The organism is Thalassospira sp. MBR-102, assembly GCF_040549275.1.
Lineage (GTDB): Bacteria > Pseudomonadota > Alphaproteobacteria > Rhodospirillales > Thalassospiraceae > Thalassospira > Thalassospira xiamenensis.
This window is the reverse complement of sequence record NZ_JBEPTC010000001.1, coordinates 262,441-280,163: the sequence shown is the minus strand read 5'-3', so window position 1 is coordinate 280,163 and position 17,723 is coordinate 262,441. Positions and strand designations below refer to the sequence as shown.

The window sequence follows — 17,723 nt, the reverse complement described above, 5'->3', positions numbered from 1 at the left end:
ATCAGATACCAAATTCGGCAAAGAAGTCATTGCCCTTGTCATCGATCACGATGAAGGCTGGGAAATCTTCGACCTCGATCTTCCAGACGGCTTCCATGCCTAGTTCCGGATATTCAAGGACTTCGACCTTCTTGATGCAATCCTGTGCAAGGCGCGCGGCCGGGCCACCGATGGAACCAAGATAGAACCCGCCGTGGTTTTTGCAGGCATCCTTGACCTGTTTCGAACGGTTGCCTTTGGCAAGCATGACGAACGACCCGCCTGCGGCCTGGAACTGTTCGACATAGGCATCCATGCGGCCCGCCGTGGTCGGGCCGAACGAACCCGATGGCATGCCTTCGGGCGTTTTGGCCGGGCCCGCATAATAAACCGGGTGGTTTTTCATGTAATCGGGCATGCCTTCACCGGCATCAAGACGTTCCTTGATCTTGGCATGTGCAATATCACGCGCCACGATCACGGTCCCGGTCAGTGCCAGACGCGTCTTGACCGCATATTGCGAAAGCTGTTTACGGATTTCATCCATCGGACGGTTCAGGTCAACCTTGACCACATTGTCATCAAGATGTTCGTCCGACACTTCCGGAAGGTATTTTGCCGGATTGTGTTCAAGGTCTTCGATGAAAATACCGTCCTTGGTGATCTTGCCCAGAACCTGACGGTCGGCAGAGCACGAAACACCAATCGCCACCGGGCAACTTGCCCCATGACGCGGCAGGCGGACAACACGCGCGTCGTGGCAGAAATACTTGCCGCCGAACTGTGCGCCAATGCCCATTTCGCGCGTCATCTCAAGGACCTTCTGTTCCCATTCAAGATCACGATAGGCCTGACCATACACCCCGCCCTCGGTCGGCAGGTTATCGTAATACCGCGCCGAAGCCATTTTAACGGTCTTGAGTGCCGCCTCCGCCGACGTCCCGCCAATCACGATGGCAAGATGATAGGGCGGGCAGGCAGAGGTACCAAGCGTTCTGATTTTCTCATCCAGGAACTTGCGCAGGCTTTCCGGGTTCAGAAGCGCCTTGGTCTGCTGATACAAAAACGTCTTGTTGGCCGAACCGCCGCCCTTTGCCATGAACATGAATTTGTATTCATCGCCCGGCGTCGCATACAGATCAATCTGCGCCGGAAGGTTCGAACCGGTGTTCTTTTCTTCGAACATATTGACCGGGGAAACCTGCGAATAACGCAGGTTATGTTCCTGATAGGCGCGCCAGATCCCCCTCGACAGGGCTTCTTCATCGGCACCATTGGTGATGACCTTGCCACCGCGCTTGCCCATGACAATCGCCGTACCGGTATCCTGACACATCGGCAAAACGCCGCCAGATGCGATATTGGCGTTTTTCAGAAGGTCCATCGCAACGAACTTGTCGTTCGGCGTTGCTTCCGGGTCATCAAGGATTTTGCGCAACTGTTCGAGATGGCCCGGGCGCAGCAAATGCGAACAATCGAAAAACGCCTGAAGGGTCAGTTTCTCAATCGCTTCGGGTTCGACTTTCAAAAACGTCTCGCCATTGACCTCAACGGTTGAAACGCCTTCGTCGCCGATCTTGCGGTATGGGGTCGTGTCCTTCCCCTGCTCGAACATGGGTTTATAGACAAAATCACTCATGGGATAAGTTCTCGTCTCTCTCAAAAACAAGGTGGGTTTGTTTTAATTTGTGCCGTTCATAACGCCAAACGCGGTAAATTTCCACGATACGTTAGATGAACAGACTTCCGGCAATCGGCGGGAAACCGGACCGGGCATGCGGGAAAGAAAAAAGGGCGAGCCAAATGCCCGCCCCTTTGAAACTCATTTTTTACGAAACGCATCAAGGGCGATGACTTCGCCGGTTTCACCCTGCTCGGCAGGTTTTTTCTTTTTGCGTTTGGCGGGTTCGGTGACCAGCTGCGGGGTTGCATCCTCGTCACCATCGACCAAATCGGCGTCAAGATCGTCATCTTCGTCGTAATCGAAATCATCGTCACCCATCTCTTCTTCGACGCTGAAGGTCAGCATGAAGTTGGCGGACGGATCGACAAAAGCCAGCATGGCATCATACGGGACAACCACCGTGGTTGGCATGCCATCAAAGCTCATGCCGACTGAAAAATGATCGTCTTCCGCTTTCAGGTCCCAGAACCGGTGCTGCAATACCACGGTGATATTGTCCGGGTGCGCCTTGCGCTGTCCTTCAGGCAAAGCAACGCCGGGATGATTGGTCTGGAACGTGATGTAATAGTGATGCTCGCCGAAAAGGCCTTCTTCGGCCACGCGCGAAAGGATCTGCTTCACCACGCCGCGCAGCGCCTGATCGACCATAAGGTCGTAACGGAATTCTTCCGGTTCCTGCATCGATAATCCTGTGTCTGGCGGGTTCCCTGATGATTTCAGGATATGCCCGTCATTTATATATGGCACCTGATCGCGTCATTTGCAGATGACGCAATTGAATTGCTTCTATTCATAACGGAGAGGGGAAAAAATACAAGAGCGGGGCGTTCTGTTGCTAGGTGCCCCATCCCCCACCAGACTACCGCTCCCGGCAATCGGAATTTCGCTTTGGTGCTAGTACCGCTTAGGCGGCAACAGCAACCGGAGCATTGTTGTCGTTTGCGTTTACAAACATTAGCCCGATAACGGTGGTACCATGCCGAGCGCCAACAGAGGCTTTTACTACACACGTCGATCCTATTTCGGCCCCAACATCTTCGCCTGAGTCGGACGAAGTCAGATAGATGAAAGTTGGTGGAGCCGCCGGGTACCGCCCCCGGGTCCGTAATGTCTATTCTGCCAAGTCGTGTAACGCCATAGTCGGGTTGCCCCGACAGCCCCTATATAGGGCAAACGCCCCCCTTTTCACAAGGGGATTCGGGAAATCTTTTTTTGATTTTCGGCGGAACACTTTGTGATCGGGGCAAAGTACGATCTCCAATTTTTCGCGAAATCACACGCGACGGAAGGTATCCGGATAATCGGTAACAAGCCCCACATCATCGATCTCAAGCTCTGCAGCGAAATTGCGAAACAGCCCCTCGTAGCGATAGAGACGACCAGGGACCAGACAAGTGTAACGTTGTCGCGCGCTACGTGGCAGGAAATCGCCCTCAATCTGGCTTGGAAGCGGTACGTAAGCCGCCAAAACATCACGCGCTTCTCCCTCAACCAGTTTCAATCGTTTGATCGGAAGCATGTTTGTCGCGGGGGTTATACCGATATCAACGTCAAAGCACCCCGACAAGGACGGCAGCTCTTGCTTCGCGATGCAATCAAACCATGTTCCCTTGCCATCTGAGGTCACATGCATGTTCTCCCCGCCGACATAGCTTACCTTCACTTCGCGTGTGGCAAACATCGCGTCAGTCATCACAAGGTAGGACCCGCCATAGTGGCCGTGACGCGTACCAATCACGACTCCTTCAAGCTTTATCCCATCCGGGCCAGACTGACAGACACAGTATTCAAGACCGTTTCCATCCCAATCAACCCACTGAACTGCTTCTTGCATGATCAACGCTCCGATGCGGCAAATACGTCCCCGATTCAGGCGGCTAAGTATACCCGCACTTGCCAATTTTGCGCGACGTATGCTGACAAGTATTGTCAGCAGGAAGCGTTTAGTAAAGCTGCGCCAAAGATGGGATAGCGCCGCTTGCCCGTATCCACCGACCTGACTATGCTGCGACCAAAGCGATTCCAAAAATGCAGGGAACACCATGCAGCAATATCTCGATCTGATGCGACTGGTGCGCGATACTGGCGCACATAAGGAAGACCGCACCGGCACCGGCACGGTATCGGTCTTTGGGCACCAGATGCGGTTTGACCTGTCAAAGGGCTTTCCGATGGTCACCACCAAAAAGCTGCATCTGAAATCGATCATCCATGAATTGCTGTGGTTCCTGGCCGGTGACACCAATGTCAAATATCTTCAGGACAATGGTGTACGCATCTGGAACGAATGGGCCGATGAAAACGGTGAACTTGGCCCGGTTTACGGCGGCCAGTGGCGGTCATGGCGCGGGGCAAACGGCGAAACCATCGACCAGATCACCCAGTTGATCGACCAGATCAAAAACAATCCCGACAGCCGTCGCCTGATCGTTTCGGCATGGAATGTGGCCGATGTGCCCAACATGGCGCTGCCGCCCTGCCACTGCCTGTTCCAGTTCTATGTCGCGAATGGCAAACTGTCCTGCCAGCTTTATCAACGCAGTGCCGATATCTTTCTGGGCGTGCCGTTCAATATCGCATCCTATGCATTGCTGACCATGATGATCGCGCAGGTCTGCGATCTTGGTGTTGGTGATTTCGTCCATACGCTGGGCGATGCCCATCTTTACACCAACCATCTTGAACAGGTCGAATTGCAGCTTTCGCGTGAACCGCGCCCGTTGCCGACCATGAAAATCAATCCGGCAGTCAAATCGATCTTTGATTTCAAGTATGACGATTTCGAACTGACCGGCTATGACCCGCATCCGCATATCGCGGGCAAGGTGGCCGTCTGATGCCCGCCAACAATAACGACCGGATCGAACGGGTTGCCGTGGTTGCCGCCGCCCAAAACGGTGCGATTGGCAAGGATGGCTGGATGCCCTGGCACCTGCCCGAGGACCTCAAACGCTTCAAGGCACTCACCCTTGGCAAACCAATGATCATGGGCCGCGTGACGTTCGAGGCGATTGGCAAACCGCTTCCCAAACGCACCACCATCGTGGTGACACGCGATAAGGACTGGACATTTGATCACGAAAATGTCCGCGTCTGCCATGACATCGAAAGTGCGATCAAACTGGCCGATCAGATCGCTGCACAGGATGATGTCAACGAGGTCGTCATTGCCGGTGGGGCGCAGATTTACAAACTCGCCCTGCCTTACACCACGCGGTATGAATTGACCGAAGTCCATGATGATATTGATGGCGATGCGTTTCTTGATCCCCTGCCCGCCGAAAAATGGCAGGAAACCGCGCGTGCCACCATCAAAAATCCCGATGGACCGGATTACAGCTTTGTCACGTTAAATCGCCTTTTGGTGGCGGGCTGATCGGATAGCCTTCCTCAACCAAACAAAACAATTCCTGTTTTCGCATTTCAATTCTAAAGTTTTTTATCGGTAGGGCATCAAACCGCCTGTCCGATAAAACCAAGAATGAAAGAGGACAGGTAAACATGTTTGAAGAATTCAAGAAGTTTGCCCTGCGCGGCAATGTTGTCGATCTGGCAATCGGTGTGATCATCGGGGCGGCATTCGGGCGGATTGTCACATCTCTTGTCGGGGACGTCATCATGCCGGTGATCGGTTATGTTTCTGGCGGGCTCGATTTTTCCAACTATTTCATTGCCCTGTCGGACGCGGTAACCGCAACGAATTACGCCGATGCCAAGGCACAGGGTGCCGTGATCGGCTATGGCGCATTCATTACCATTGCGCTTAATTTCGCGATCATTGCCTGGGTCTTGTTCCTTGTCGTCAAGGCAATCAACAAGGCCAAGAAAAAAGAAGACGAAAAAGCCGGTGAAACGCCCCCGCCCGCAACGCCCGAGGATGTCGCCCTTCTGCGCGAAATCCGCGACCTGCTGGCAGATCGCAAGGAACAATAGATATCGGGAATGTGCGCGCTACCGGTTGTTTCTGACTTTGTCAGTTGATATTGCGCGCTCTCGCGCCTATTTTTGAATATGTTTCAGAACATCCATTCCAGTTACTGGAACAAGGAAGGATTGCCGATGGCCCGCCCCCGCACATTTGACGAAGAAAGCGTTCTTGATAACGCCATGAACATTTTCTGGAGCAAAGGCTTCGAGGCGACATCGGTGCAGGATCTCGTCGAGGAAACCGGTATTAACCGTGCCAGTATGTATTCAAGCTTCGGCGATAAAAAGGCCCTGTTCCTCCGTGTTCTAGACCATTACAGCCAGAAGGTCAGCACGGTTCGCTTTGCCAAACTGCGCGAAACCGTCGATGGTCGCGAGGCCATCGTCGCGACCTTCCGCGATGCCGGACGACAGGGCTGTGGCGAAGGCCGCCACAAGGGTTGCCTGATTGTCAATTCCGGCATGGAACTGGCCCCGCACGATCCCGAAACCGCCGCAATTGCGCAGGCGTCATTCCGCCGGGTTGAAGATATGTTTGCCCGCGCACTTCACCGCGGTGTTGAACAGGGCACCATCGGCAAGGATAAAAATATCCGCTCCTTCTCGCGATTTCTGGCGGGCTCCATTCAGGGCGTGCATTTGATGGCCCGCCGTGGTGCGGACAAGGATACACTTGACGATTACGTCAATACCATCCTGTCCACGCTCGACTGATTCCCGATCTCGGCAAAATATCGCCCTGCTCCCAACGGGTGAATTCACATTCACCCGTTTTGCGTGTATATCCATCGCGGGTCACGGAACCATATACGGGGGATGGCATGGACCAAGACACAAAATTCTGGGACAAGGCAGCAGCGAAATATGCCCGAAAGCCCGTTAGAAACCAGACGGCTTATGCCGAAACCCTGGATCGTACCCGTCATTACCTGACTCCGGATCAAAATGTTCTTGAAATCGGATGTGGTACCGGTTCGACAGCCCTGTTGCTTGCCCCGTCAGTCGGACATCTTACCGCAACCGACCTGTCCCCTGCCATGATCGCCATTGCGCAGGACAAGCTCGCCGATGGGAACCATCCGAATGTTCACTTTCAGGCGGCCCGCCTGTCCGATGGCAATCTTGCCGATCAGGTATTTGATGCGGTTCTGGCGTTTAATGTCCTGCATCTTGTCCGAGATATTCCCGCTGAAATCCGCACAATTCATCGCTTGCTTAAACCCGGCGGGCTGTTCATTTCAAAAACCGGCTGTATTGGTGAAGCGGGTCGCTTGCTTGCCATTTTGATTGCCGTCATGCGCAAGCTTGGCTTTGCGCCATTTGTCAATTCCCTACGCTATGGCGAACTGGACGCAATGATCGCAAGCGAGGGTTTCGAAATCATCGAAACCGGCCTTTACCCTGCCTCGGACCATGCCCGTTTCGTGGTTGCCCGCAAACTCTGATTCCAGACCATCCGCCATCACAGTTCGGTGATGGAACCATTTGTTTGTTGTTATTTCGGAATGATCATTCCACATTATTCGTCATTCAGTCAGATAACATTCATGAGGAACGAAATGTCCGCAATTACGCCCCTGATGCCACGCCAAAAGGTCCCTGCCCTGTCCGTCCCGCTTGTCGGTGGTGGCACATGGTCGCTTGCCGATCAGGCGCCAGAAAACTTCACCATGGTCGTGTTCTATCGCGGCCTGCATTGTCCGATCTGCGGCAAATACCTTAAAGACCTTGACAACAAGCTGGCCGACTTCAACAAACGTGGTGTGAATGTGATTGTCCTGTCATCGGATACACAGGACCGCGCCGAAACGGCCAGAGAAAAATGGGCCCTTGAAAACCTTGATCTCGGTTATGGCCTCAGCCTCGAAAAAGCCCGCGAATGGGGCCTGTATATTTCGTCAAGCAACGGCGTGACTTCGTCCGGGCTCGAAGAACCGGCCCTGTTTTCCGAACCGGGCCTGTTCCTTGTCCGGCCTGATGGCACACTTTATTTTGGCACCGTTCAAACCATGCCATTCGCCCGCCCAGCCTTTGCCGAGATTCTGGGGGCGCTTGATTTTGTCATTGCCAAAAACTATCCGGCACGCGGCGAAGTCATTGATCATGCAAATATCTGATCACTGCGCGGCGACATTTTGAAAAACGAAACGGCCGGTTTCATTTCGCAGAAACCGGCCCTTTTGTTTCTATAGCTCTTCGGGTTATCGCCGAAGACCGCGGGAATTTTGATAGCCGGATGTGATCCACGGCAAGACAGTAGCGACAGCGATCACTTATTCAGGATCACTGTCATCATCTCTGCTACGCCTTGGACGCAGAACGATCCATGCCGCCACCAGCGTCAGCGCCGCCATGCCAAACCACGTTATGGCATACATCAGATGATTGTTGGGGAAACTGATCCGTGTCAGCCCGCCCACCGGCAGTTTTCCGGGATTGTTACTTCCATTGGCATCAATGAAATATGGTGCGACATCATCCGGGTTAAGGCCGCGTTTCGCGGCCATGGCGCGCACATCGCGCGAATACCAGCGGTCTTCGTCAGGCACGTTGTCCCGGATAAAGGTACCGCCCGGCTCATCCATCCGCAAAAGACCGGTGACGCGCGTATCGCCTGAAACCAAGCCATCCGTCCGGCTATCAGGTTCGCGGCGGTCGGTTGGGACAAAGCCGCGATTGATCATGATAATGGTGCCATCGACCCGTTCGAACGGGGTCATGACCCAGTATCCCGCACCATAATCCGTGGCAGCATAAACGTGGCTTTCCAGATCGTTGCGATAACGGCCTAGCAACGTAACCTTGCGGTATTCGTCACGTTCGCGGGTAACATTTTCCCAATCCGCCCGGTCCGGTGCGGTTAACGGGTCACCATGAACGCGGGCATCAACCCGTTCAATCAGATCAAGCTTCCACGCCCGGCGTTCAACCTGCCAGACACCAAGGCCCGCAAAACCCGAAAACAGGATCGCGGCCAGAATGCAAACCACGATACGGGTTCTGGTCGACGGTCCCTTGGCGGTAGACATATCCGTATCAGCCATAATCTTCATGACCTTCAAAACATCATCGGAACGAAAAAGGGCGCGATACCGGTAAAAGTATTGCGCCCCCTATGACATAAGCCGAGCCTAGCCGAAGCTTCGGATCATTTCATGATCCATCTGCGGCATCATGTTGGTGTTCAGGTGATACATCACCCACAGCGAACCGGCGATGGCAATCGCCACGATCACAAGGGTAAAGATCAGCGCCAGCATGTTCCAGCCGCCTTCGGACTTGGTGTTCATGTGCAGGAAGTAGACCATATGGACGACAATCTGCACGACACCAAGGCCCATGACCCAGGCCGCGGTTGCCACCTTGCTGTCAAGAACTCCATCCATCACCAGCCAGAACGGGATGGCGGTCAGGATTACCGACAGGATGAAACCGATCAGATAGCTGTTGAAGGTGCCGTGGCTGGCACCGTCAGCATGATCGTGACCGTGATGGTCATCATGTGCATGAGAATGCGTGCTCATCCCAGAACTCCCAACAGGTAAACAACGGAGAATACGCCAATCCAGATCACGTCAAGGAAGTGCCAGAACAGCGAAAGGCACATCAGACGACGCTTGTTTTCGACGATCAGACCGCGCTTGGCAACCTGAACCATCAGGGTGACAAGCCAGATGATGCCAAACGTCACATGAAGCCCGTGGGTCGCAACCAGCGTGTAGAACGACGACAGGAAACCACTGCGCATCGGGGTGGCGCCGAGACTCCAAAGATGATGGAACTCGTAAATTTCCAACCCCACGAAGGCAACACCGAACAGGCCGGTAATCGCCAGCCACATCTGGGTTCCCTTGATGCTGCCCTTTTCCATCGCCAGCATGGCAAAGCCATAGGTGATCGAGGAAAACAGCAGCATGGAGGTGTTGATCGCAACCAGTTCCAGATCAAACAGATCCACCGGTGCCGGCCCGGCCGCATAATTGCGGCCAAGCACGCCATGGGTTGCAAACAGGATCGCAAAGATGAGGCAGTCGCTCATCAGATAGAGCCAGAAGCCAAGCATCGTCCCGTTCTGCGGGTGATGCTCTTCCTTCAGGTAAAAGACCGGCGCTTCGGTCTGAGAGGCAGTTGTATTCGCCATTGTCATTCCCTTACGCCTGCTGCTTTGCCAAAAGGGCGGTACGTTCGTCTTCGGTTGCAACAACTTCGCTGGCCGGGATGTGGTAATCACGGTTGTAGTTGAAGGTGTGCGCAATCGCGGTACCGATCAGGGCAATGAAGCTGACGGCGACAAGCCACCAGATATGCCAGATCAGCGCGAAACCAAGGACAAGCGACATCCCCGCAAGGATCGCACCGGCACCGGTGTTTTTCGGCATGTGAATGTCGAGGAACCCGGAAGTCGGACGGACATAGCCGCGCTTCTTCATATCAGCCCAGGCATCAAGATCGTGAACGACCGGGGTAAAGGCAAAGTTGTAGGCCGGGGGCGGCGACGAGGTCGACCATTCCAGCGTACGGCCATCCCACGGATCGCCCGTTTCATCACGCAGTTCTTCACGCTTGATGAAGGACACGACCAGCGACATCAGGAACGATGCAATACCGATGGCAATCAGAACCGCACCAAAGGCAGCAATGATGAACCAGATTTGCAGCGAGCCGTCATCGAAATGGTTCATGCGGCGGGTAACGCCCATCAGGCCCAGAACATAAAGCGGCATGAAGGCGAAATAGAACCCGACCAGCCAGAACCAGAAGGACATTTTGCCCCAGAACGGATCAAGCTTGTAACCGAACGCCTTCGGGAACCAGTACACGATACCGGCAAACATCCCGAACACCACACCACCGATGATGACATTGTGGAAATGCGCAATCAGGAACAGGCTGTTATGCAGCACGAAGTCCGCCGGCGGAACCGCGAGCATCACACCGGTCATGCCACCAATCACGAAGGTCAGCATAAAGCCCATCGTCCACAGCATCGGGACGTCAAAGCTGATGCGGCCCTTATACATGGTGAACAGCCAGTTGAATATCTTGGCCCCGGTCGGGATCGAGATGATCATCGTGGTGATACCAAAGAAGGCGTTCACACTGGCACCCGACCCCATGGTGAAGAAGTGATGCAGCCACACCAGATAGGACAGGATGGTAATAACGATCGTCGCGTAAACCATCGAGCTGTAACCGAACAGGCGTTTACGGCAGAAGGTCGAAACCACTTCCGAAAATACGCCAAATGCCGGCAGGATCAGGATGTAAACTTCCGGGTGGCCCCAGATCCAGATCAGGTTCACATACATCATGGCGTTGCCGCCAAGATCATTGGTGAAGAAGTTCGTGCCGACATAACGGTCAAGCGACAGCAGAACCAGAACCGCGGTCAGAACCGGGAAGGCGGCAACGATCAGGATGTTGGTGCAAAGCGCGGTCCAGGTGAAGACCGGCATTTTCATCATCGACATGCCCGGTGCGCGCATCTTGACGATGGTCACAATCAGGTTCACGCCCGACAACAATGTACCGACACCGGCAATCTGCAAGGCCCAGATATAGTAATCAACCCCGACCCCCGGACTGTAAACAATGTCCGAAAGCGGCGGATAGGCCAGCCAGCCGGTTTTGGCAAACTCGCCAACAAACAGCGAGATCATCACCGTGATCGCACCCGCCGCCGTCATCCAGAAGCTGAAATTGTTCAGGAACGGGAAGGCAACGTCACGCGCGCCAATCTGAAGCGGCACGACGAAGTTCATAAGCCCTGTCACCAGCGGCATCGCCACGAAGAAGATCATGATCACGCCGTGGGCGGTAAAGATCTGGTCGTAGTGATCGGGCGGCAGATAGCCTGCAACATCGCCAAAGGCAATCGCCTGCTGGGCACGCATCATGATCGCGTCGGCAAAGCCGCGCAAAAGCATGATCAGGGCCAGAATGATATACATGATACCGATCTTTTTATGATCGATAGATGTAATCCATTCATGCCACAGGTAACCCCACAGTTTGAAATAGGTCAGCGCGCCAACAACGACGATACCACCCAGAACAACTCCCGCGAATGTCACAGCCAGGATCGGCTCGTGGAACATCGGGAAGGAGTCGAGTGAAAGCCGGCCAAATATAAAATGCAAAAGGTCCGGATTTGAAAACATCGGATTACTCTTCTTTTCGATGCGGCAACGCACCGGCCAGGCCGGTGCGCAAGCCGCGAAGGGCCGGTCGACTTACATCAACCGGCACTGCTTCAGAACCCTGTCGATACGCTGGCAGGAACGGGGCTGAACCGGCTGTCTTCAGACCCGTTTTCAAACAGCGGGATCGAAGAAATTTCCTGGCTCAGACCGCCTGTCGGCGTCGTGCAAAGCGTTGCCACGAATGATTCGGTCAACGGCAAAGGCTGGCTGCCACGTTCGCGCGGGGTGTCGTATGTCAGCGACATAACGTTATAGATACCCGCAAGACCGCCACCGCCATTTTTGTCGATATGCATCATTTCGTTCATGCACATTTTCGACTGATCGACGCACATATTCAGGATGGCCGTGTACAGTTCCGGATCGACATTACCGAAATAGTGGACCGGTTCCGCAATACTTGGCTTTTCAAGTTCCAGATATTCCGATCGGCCCAAAGTGGCGCTATCGGATTTGACCTTGGCAACCCAGTCATCAAAGCCTGCGTCGCTCAGCCCGTGGAACTTGAAGCGCATATGCGAGAAACCCTCGCCACTATAGTTCGCCGAAAACCCGTCATAGACGCCTTCCTCGTTGATCACGGCATGGAGCTTGGTTTCCATACCGGCCATCGAATAGATCATCCCGGCCAGTGCCGGAACATAGAAGGAGTTCATGATCCCCGAAGAGGTGATTTTGAACTGGATCGGTGTATCAATCGGTGCGGCCAACTCATTGATGGTCGCAATCCCTTGCTCGGGATAGATGAACAGCCATTTCCAATCGAGGGAAACGACTTCTACCACCATCGGCTTGTGATCTTTCTCAAGCGGACGTTCCGCATCGATACGATCCAGCGGGCGGTATGGGTCCAGGGTGTGCGTACTGACCCAGGTGATCGCACCCAGCGCGATAATGATCGCAAGCGGGGCGGACCAGATGACAATTTCCAGCTTGGTGGAATGGTGCCATTCAGGATCGTACTCTGCATCCTTATTGGATTGACGATATTTCCAGGCAAAGAACACTGTCAGCGCCATCACCGGAAGGATGATGATCAGCATCAGGATCGTGGAAACAACGATAAGGTCGGCTTGCTGTGACGCAATATCGCCAGACGGATCCATCACGACCAGATTACATCCGGTCAGTAACGTGAACACAGAAGCAATTGCGACGCCGCGTGCAAGTTTTGAGAGCATGCGCTTCTACTTTGTCAGTCTCTGGAAAATGTTCTCACAAGCAACCATATGCTTGCGAGCCGCATAACCAGCCCACCGGACCGGCACACGTCGTACCCCAACCGTAGCGGCATATAGGAATTAAAATTCCAAACTTCCACGGAAGGGACACAAATTTGGCGAACTTTTTTCTTAAAGATCACCAGCAGAAAATTTCGCTCACTAGCTATAGCTGCGCCGCAACAATGTCAAGCAGGCCGCCAAACATCGGTTGGTGTTTATGATAATTATCAAAAAGCTGTAAACCATGCGTTGTGCAACGCAACACAATAATTGACACTGACGTTTGCAATTCACATGTCTATAATTAGACTCGATCCAATCAAGATGGCCAATCAAGATGGGTCCAATGAGAAGCAATGAAGTCAGATAATTAGGGAGACAGGCGTGAATCAACCCACTCATACCTTAGCGACCTCCACCTCCTCTGGACTGGAACGCGACGCACGCCAACACTCGGCTGGCACAGTCAACGACCCCGGACAGATCGCGCTTGGCGTGATTATCGGTCGGTCATCGGAGTTTTTCGATTTCTTCGTTTATTGCATCGCCTCTGTGCTGGTGTTCCCCCAACTCCTGTTCCCCGGCGAAAGCGCGATCGTCGGTACCATCCATTCCTTCTTTATATTCTCGCTGGCTTTCATCGCCCGCCCGATCGGGTCCCTCGTCTTCATGACAGTGGACCGGCGCTATGGCCGCGGCACAAAGCTGACGGTTGCCATGTTCCTGCTGGGCGGTTCAACCGCCGCGATGGCCTTTTTGCCAAGCTTTGACAGTGCTGGCATGTTTGCGATCTATCTGCTGTGCGTGCTTCGCTTTACGCAGGGGCTGGCACTTGGCGGTGCATGGGATGGTCTTGCCTCCCTGCTGGCACTCAACGCGCCTGATAATCGCAAGGGCTGGTATGCCATGATGCCACAGCTTGGCGCACCGCTTGGCTTCATTCTGGCATGCTCGCTGTTTGCCTACCTGATCCTGACCCTGTCGCCCGAGGATTTCCTCGCATTCGGCTGGCGCTATGCCTTCTTTGTTGCCTTTGCAATCAACGTGGTGGCGCTGTTTGCCCGTCTGCGTCTGGTCGCAACGTCCGAATTCGGAAGCCTGCTTGAAAAGAACGAATTGCAGGCCGTCCGTGTCCGCGACACCATCCGCCATCACGGCCGGACCGTGCTTCTCGGCGCGCTTGTGCCACTCGTCAGCTACGCGCTTTTCCATCTGGTCACTGTCTTCGCGCTTAGCTGGGTCGTGCTTTACACCCCGGCCAATCCGGGGCAGTTCCTGTTGACCCAGGGTGTCGGTGCGGTGCTTTGCGCGCTTGGCATTATCGCATCGGGCTTCATTGCCGATCAGATCGGTCGTCGCCGGTTGCTGGGTTATTCGGCGGCCATCATCGCGGTCGGTGCGCTCCTGACCCCGCTGCTTTATGCCTATAACATCATCAATGAAGGCATGATCGTTCTGGGCGGTTTTGCGGTTCTGGGTCTGTGCTTTGGTCAGGCGGCCGGGACACTGGCATCGAACTTCAAACGTGAATATCGCTATACCGGTTCGGCCCTGACATCCGATCTTGCATGGTTGCTCGGTGCCGGCTTCGCCCCGCTGATTGCCCTTCTGCTCTGCGTGGCTTATGGCCCGATTGGCGTTGGAGCGTATCTGCTTTCGGGGGCGGCAGTCACTCTGCTCGTCCTGCATTTCAACAAGCAGTTCGGACAGAAAAACACCGACTGATTGATCTTTCCCTATGTGAAACGAAACACCCCCGGCAGTCATCTACCGGGGGTGTTTTTGTTAAAATCGGACTATCAGCTGTAATTCGACGGGAACAGTGCCCGTTTGGCAACGTCATCCATTTCCGATTTGAAGGCATGGTCACTGCCAACCTTGCGTGCGCGTTCCACCGCAGGGCGGGTACAGATACCCTGATACCATTTTTTCAGGTTCGGATAAGGATCAAGCGGCGCATCATTTTTCATGACGAATGCCGCCCGCTCGATCCAGCCCCAAAGCGACATATCGGCAATGGTGTAACTGTCACCGACAACAAATTCGCGCTGGGCCAAGTGATCATCCATCACCTTGTAATGGCGTTCAATTTCCTTGCGATAGCGGTTCACACCGTAATCGTTGCCCGCCGGTGCCACATGCTGAAAATGCACCGCCTGCCCGGAAAACGGGCCAAGGCCCGATGCAATGAACATCAACCATGACAGCAATTCACCGCGATCTTCCGCCGTACCAAGGAACTTTCCGGTCTTTTCTGCCAGATAAATCAGGATGGCGTTTGAATCAAAAACGCGGGTTTCCTTGCCACCCGCCCCGTCGGTGTCAACAATCGCCGGGACCTTGCCATTCGGGTTGATTGCCATGAATTCCGGGCTGTGCTGTTCGCCCTTTTTGGTGTCGACCGGATGGATTTCATAAGGCAGACCAGATTCTTCAAGGAAAAGCGAAATCTTGGCCGGGTTCGGGGTCGGGTGGAAGTAAAAGCGGATCATCGGGGTCTCCTGATAAGGGGGCGAAACCGTGTTTTTCGCCTGACCTTGAATTATGGAACGATCAGTTTAAATTGACGTATCAGAAACGTGTTGGCAAGGTCATAGTTTGAGATGAGCCACACATCATGAAAGTTAAAGGAGGCTTCGCCCCATGATTGATCTTTATTACTGGCCAACCCCGAACGGCCACAAAATCACGCTTTTCCTTGAAGAAGCCGGACTTGAATACAAAATCCATCCGGTCAATATCGGTGCCGGGGATCAGTTCAAACCGGAATTCCTCGCCTTTTCGCCCAATAACCGCATGCCTGCGATCATTGATCAGAACCCGGCAGACGGCGGCGATCCGATTACGGTTTTTGAATCCGGTGCCATCCTGCAATATCTGGCGGAAAAAACCGGCAAGTTCCTGCCGACCGATGTCCGGGCCAAGAAAACCGTGATGGAATGGCTGTTCTGGCAGATGGGCGGGCTTGGCCCGATGGCAGGCCAAAACCATCATTTCAGCGGTTACGCGCCGGAAAAAATCCCTTATGCCATCACGCGCTATGTCAATGAAACCAACCGCCTTTACGGTGTGCTGAACAAGCGCCTTGATGGCCGCACTTTCATCGCCGGGGACGATTATTCGATTGCCGATATGGCCTGCTATCCGTGGATTGTCAGCCATGAAAAACAGCAGCAGGACCTGAATGATTTCCCCAACCTGAAACGCTGGTTTGAAAACATCCAAGCCCGCCCGGCAACCATCGCGGCCTATAAGGCCGGCGAAGGTCTGCGATCTGGCGAGATGAGCGAAGAGGACAAAAAAGTCCTGTTCGGCCAAACCGCCAGAAGCACCCAAAACACCTGATCCAATTTGTTCTGCGCAATGCCCCTGCCCGTTCGGGCGGGGGCATCTAAAACCGGTTGCATCGTAATCCCAAACCCAATAAATGTTATGTTATAACATAACATTTAAAAGGAGCCGCTATGCAACGCCTTCCTGTTACGGTTCTGTCCGGATTTCTCGGTGCGGGCAAAACCACCCTGCTTAATCATGTGCTGAACAATCGCGCCGGGCTGAAGGTCGCGGTAATCGTCAATGATATGAGCGAGGTCAATATCGACGCCGATCTGATCCGTGATGGCGGGGCAGCACTTTCGGCCATGGATGAAAAGCTGGTTGAAATGACCAATGGCTGCATCTGCTGCACGCTGCGTGACGATCTTTTGATCGAAGTCCGCCGTCTGGCCGAGGAAGGCCGGTTTGATTATCTGCTGATCGAATCAACCGGCATATCCGAACCCTTGCCAGTTGCCGCGACGTTCGATTTTCGCGATGAAACCGGCCAGTCTCTTGGCGATATTGCCCGACTTGACACCATGGTGACGGTTGTTGATGCCGCGCGCATGATTGCCGATTACAGCAGTACCGATTTCCTTAATGACCGGGGCGAAAGCCTTGGCGACGATGATGAGCGCAGCATCGTCGATCTTCTGGTCGATCAGATCGAATTTGCCGATGTGATTGTGCTGAACAAACTTGATCTGATTGGTGCAGACGAACGCAAAATCGTGCTTGGCATCATTCGCGCGCTCAATGCCGATGCCAAAATCATCGAAACCGATCATGGCCGGGTTGATCCGCATGAAATCCTCAATACCGGGCTGTTTGAGTTCGACCGCGCGCAGGATCATCCGCTTTGGGCCAAGGAACTATATGGCTTTGCCGATCATGTGCCCGAAACCGAAGAATACGGCATCAAAAGCTTTACCTTCCGCACGCCTTTGCCGTTTCACCCCAAACGGTTTTACGATTTCATCCATTCCGAATGGCCGGGTATTATCCGCGCCAAGGGGCATTTCTGGATCGCCACACGCCCCGACTGGGTTGGCGAAATCAGTCAGGCCGGGGCTGCGGTAAAGCATGAAGCCCTTGGTACTTGGTGGTGCGCGGTCCCGCGTGATCACTGGCCCGACAACAATGACTGGCGCGATAAGGTGCTGTCGAACTGGGATCCGACTTTCGGCGACCGTCGGCAGGAAATCGTCTTTATCGGCCTTGCCGATCAGATGAACGAAGCAACCCTTCGCGCCCGCCTTGCCGCCTGCCTGATTGACGAGGACGCGGCATTGGACGCCGGAAGCTTTGAACCCGACCGCTATAAATCCCTGCCCGATCCGTTCCCGGTTTGGGGCCGCAAAGCCGCAGCATAAAAAAACCGCCAGCCTT

General features: G+C 54.1%; 18 protein-coding genes and 1 other RNA gene. 9 read left to right on the top strand and 10 right to left on the bottom strand.

The window, feature by feature from the left end:
* Position 1: 1 nt before the first annotated feature.
* The 4 genes from ABIE64_RS01340 to ABIE64_RS01325 form a co-directional block, all read right to left on the bottom strand.
* A complete protein-coding gene (locus ABIE64_RS01340) occupies positions 2-1,618 on the bottom strand; it encodes a fumarate hydratase (RefSeq protein ID WP_354376428.1) in 1,617 nt (538 codons plus the stop codon).
* 183 nt (positions 1,619-1,801) lie between these two features.
* Positions 1,802-2,344: an SspB family protein gene (locus ABIE64_RS01335; protein WP_114094968.1), complete on the bottom strand. Its 543-nt coding sequence runs from the start codon at positions 2,342-2,344 to the stop codon at positions 1,802-1,804.
* A 137-nt stretch (positions 2,345-2,481) separates the two neighbouring features.
* Positions 2,482-2,858: a transfer-messenger RNA gene (ssrA, locus tag ABIE64_RS01330) on the bottom strand.
* A gap of 78 nt (positions 2,859-2,936) precedes the next feature.
* The gene (locus tag ABIE64_RS01325; RefSeq protein ID WP_114094995.1) at positions 2,937-3,497 is read right to left on the bottom strand and encodes a putative glycolipid-binding domain-containing protein; all 561 of its coding nucleotides are present in this window, start codon (positions 3,495-3,497) and stop codon (positions 2,937-2,939) included.
* A 208-nt stretch (positions 3,498-3,705) separates the two neighbouring features.
* Between ABIE64_RS01325 and ABIE64_RS01320 the strand changes: the two genes are divergently transcribed.
* From ABIE64_RS01320 to ABIE64_RS01295, 6 genes are all read left to right on the top strand, one after another.
* On the top strand, positions 3,706-4,500 hold the full coding sequence (locus ABIE64_RS01320; RefSeq protein WP_354376427.1) for a thymidylate synthase: 795 nt from the start codon (positions 3,706-3,708) through the stop codon (positions 4,498-4,500).
* Positions 4,500-5,039, top strand: a complete 540-nt coding sequence (locus ABIE64_RS01315; protein WP_341363539.1) for a dihydrofolate reductase — start codon at positions 4,500-4,502, stop codon at positions 5,037-5,039. Before ABIE64_RS01320 ends, ABIE64_RS01315 begins: the two co-directional genes overlap by 1 nt.
* Positions 5,040-5,164: 125 nt before the next feature.
* Positions 5,165-5,596, top strand: coding sequence for a large conductance mechanosensitive channel protein MscL (gene mscL / locus ABIE64_RS01310; RefSeq protein WP_354376426.1), 432 nt, complete (start codon positions 5,165-5,167; stop codon positions 5,594-5,596).
* Positions 5,597-5,722: 126 nt separating this feature from the next.
* A complete protein-coding gene (locus ABIE64_RS01305; RefSeq protein WP_037992448.1) occupies positions 5,723-6,304 on the top strand; it encodes a TetR/AcrR family transcriptional regulator in 582 nt (193 codons plus the stop codon).
* Between the two features lie 107 nt (positions 6,305-6,411).
* Complete coding sequence (locus ABIE64_RS01300; protein WP_037992317.1) at positions 6,412-7,035, top strand: class I SAM-dependent methyltransferase; 624 nt, start codon at positions 6,412-6,414, stop codon at positions 7,033-7,035.
* 114 nt (positions 7,036-7,149) lie between these two features.
* Positions 7,150-7,707 (top strand): peroxiredoxin-like family protein, encoded by a 558-nt coding sequence (locus ABIE64_RS01295; RefSeq protein ID WP_354376425.1) that lies wholly within the window; start codon positions 7,150-7,152, stop codon positions 7,705-7,707.
* A gap of 156 nt (positions 7,708-7,863) precedes the next feature.
* Here the strand turns inward: ABIE64_RS01295 and ABIE64_RS01290 are convergent, their stop codons facing one another.
* The 5 genes from ABIE64_RS01290 to cyoA all read right to left on the bottom strand — a co-directional run bounded on the left by ABIE64_RS01290 (position 7,864) and on the right by cyoA (position 12,974).
* Complete coding sequence (locus ABIE64_RS01290; RefSeq protein ID WP_354376424.1) at positions 7,864-8,634, bottom strand: SURF1 family protein; 771 nt, start codon at positions 8,632-8,634, stop codon at positions 7,864-7,866.
* A gap of 87 nt (positions 8,635-8,721) precedes the next feature.
* Complete coding sequence (locus tag ABIE64_RS01285; RefSeq protein WP_007090743.1) at positions 8,722-9,114, bottom strand: cytochrome o ubiquinol oxidase subunit IV; 393 nt, start codon at positions 9,112-9,114, stop codon at positions 8,722-8,724.
* The gene (gene cyoC, locus ABIE64_RS01280; protein ID WP_007090742.1) at positions 9,111-9,731 is read right to left on the bottom strand and encodes a cytochrome o ubiquinol oxidase subunit III; all 621 of its coding nucleotides are present in this window, start codon (positions 9,729-9,731) and stop codon (positions 9,111-9,113) included. Before cyoC ends, ABIE64_RS01285 begins: the two co-directional genes overlap by 4 nt.
* Positions 9,732-9,741: 10 nt before the next feature.
* Positions 9,742-11,751 carry a cytochrome o ubiquinol oxidase subunit I gene (gene cyoB, locus ABIE64_RS01275; protein ID WP_114094970.1) on the bottom strand — a complete coding sequence of 670 codons (2,010 nt, stop codon included), beginning with the start codon at positions 11,749-11,751 and terminating at the stop codon, positions 9,742-9,744.
* Positions 11,752-11,843: 92 nt separating this feature from the next.
* Complete coding sequence (gene cyoA, locus ABIE64_RS01270) at positions 11,844-12,974, bottom strand: ubiquinol oxidase subunit II (protein WP_037992314.1); 1,131 nt, start codon at positions 12,972-12,974, stop codon at positions 11,844-11,846.
* 426 nt (positions 12,975-13,400) lie between these two features.
* Here cyoA and ABIE64_RS01265 point away from each other — a divergent pair, with 426 nt between their 5' ends.
* Positions 13,401-14,741, top strand: coding sequence for an MFS transporter (locus ABIE64_RS01265; protein WP_354376423.1), 1,341 nt, complete (start codon positions 13,401-13,403; stop codon positions 14,739-14,741).
* A 74-nt stretch (positions 14,742-14,815) separates the two neighbouring features.
* Here ABIE64_RS01265 and ABIE64_RS01260 read toward each other — a convergent pair whose 3' ends face one another.
* Positions 14,816-15,508, bottom strand: a complete 693-nt coding sequence (locus ABIE64_RS01260; RefSeq protein ID WP_354376422.1) for a glutathione S-transferase family protein — start codon at positions 15,506-15,508, stop codon at positions 14,816-14,818.
* Positions 15,509-15,659: 151 nt separating this feature from the next.
* On the opposite strand from ABIE64_RS01260, the gene ABIE64_RS01255 reads away from it, so the two are divergent.
* Together ABIE64_RS01255 and zigA are read left to right on the top strand one after the other, a co-directional pair.
* Positions 15,660-16,361, top strand: a complete 702-nt coding sequence (locus tag ABIE64_RS01255; RefSeq protein WP_063093520.1) for a glutathione binding-like protein — start codon at positions 15,660-15,662, stop codon at positions 16,359-16,361.
* A gap of 119 nt (positions 16,362-16,480) precedes the next feature.
* Entirely contained in the window at positions 16,481-17,707 is a 1,227-nt protein-coding gene (gene zigA / locus ABIE64_RS01250; RefSeq protein ID WP_354376421.1) for a zinc metallochaperone GTPase ZigA, read from the top strand.
* Positions 17,708-17,723: the final 16 nt, after the last annotated feature.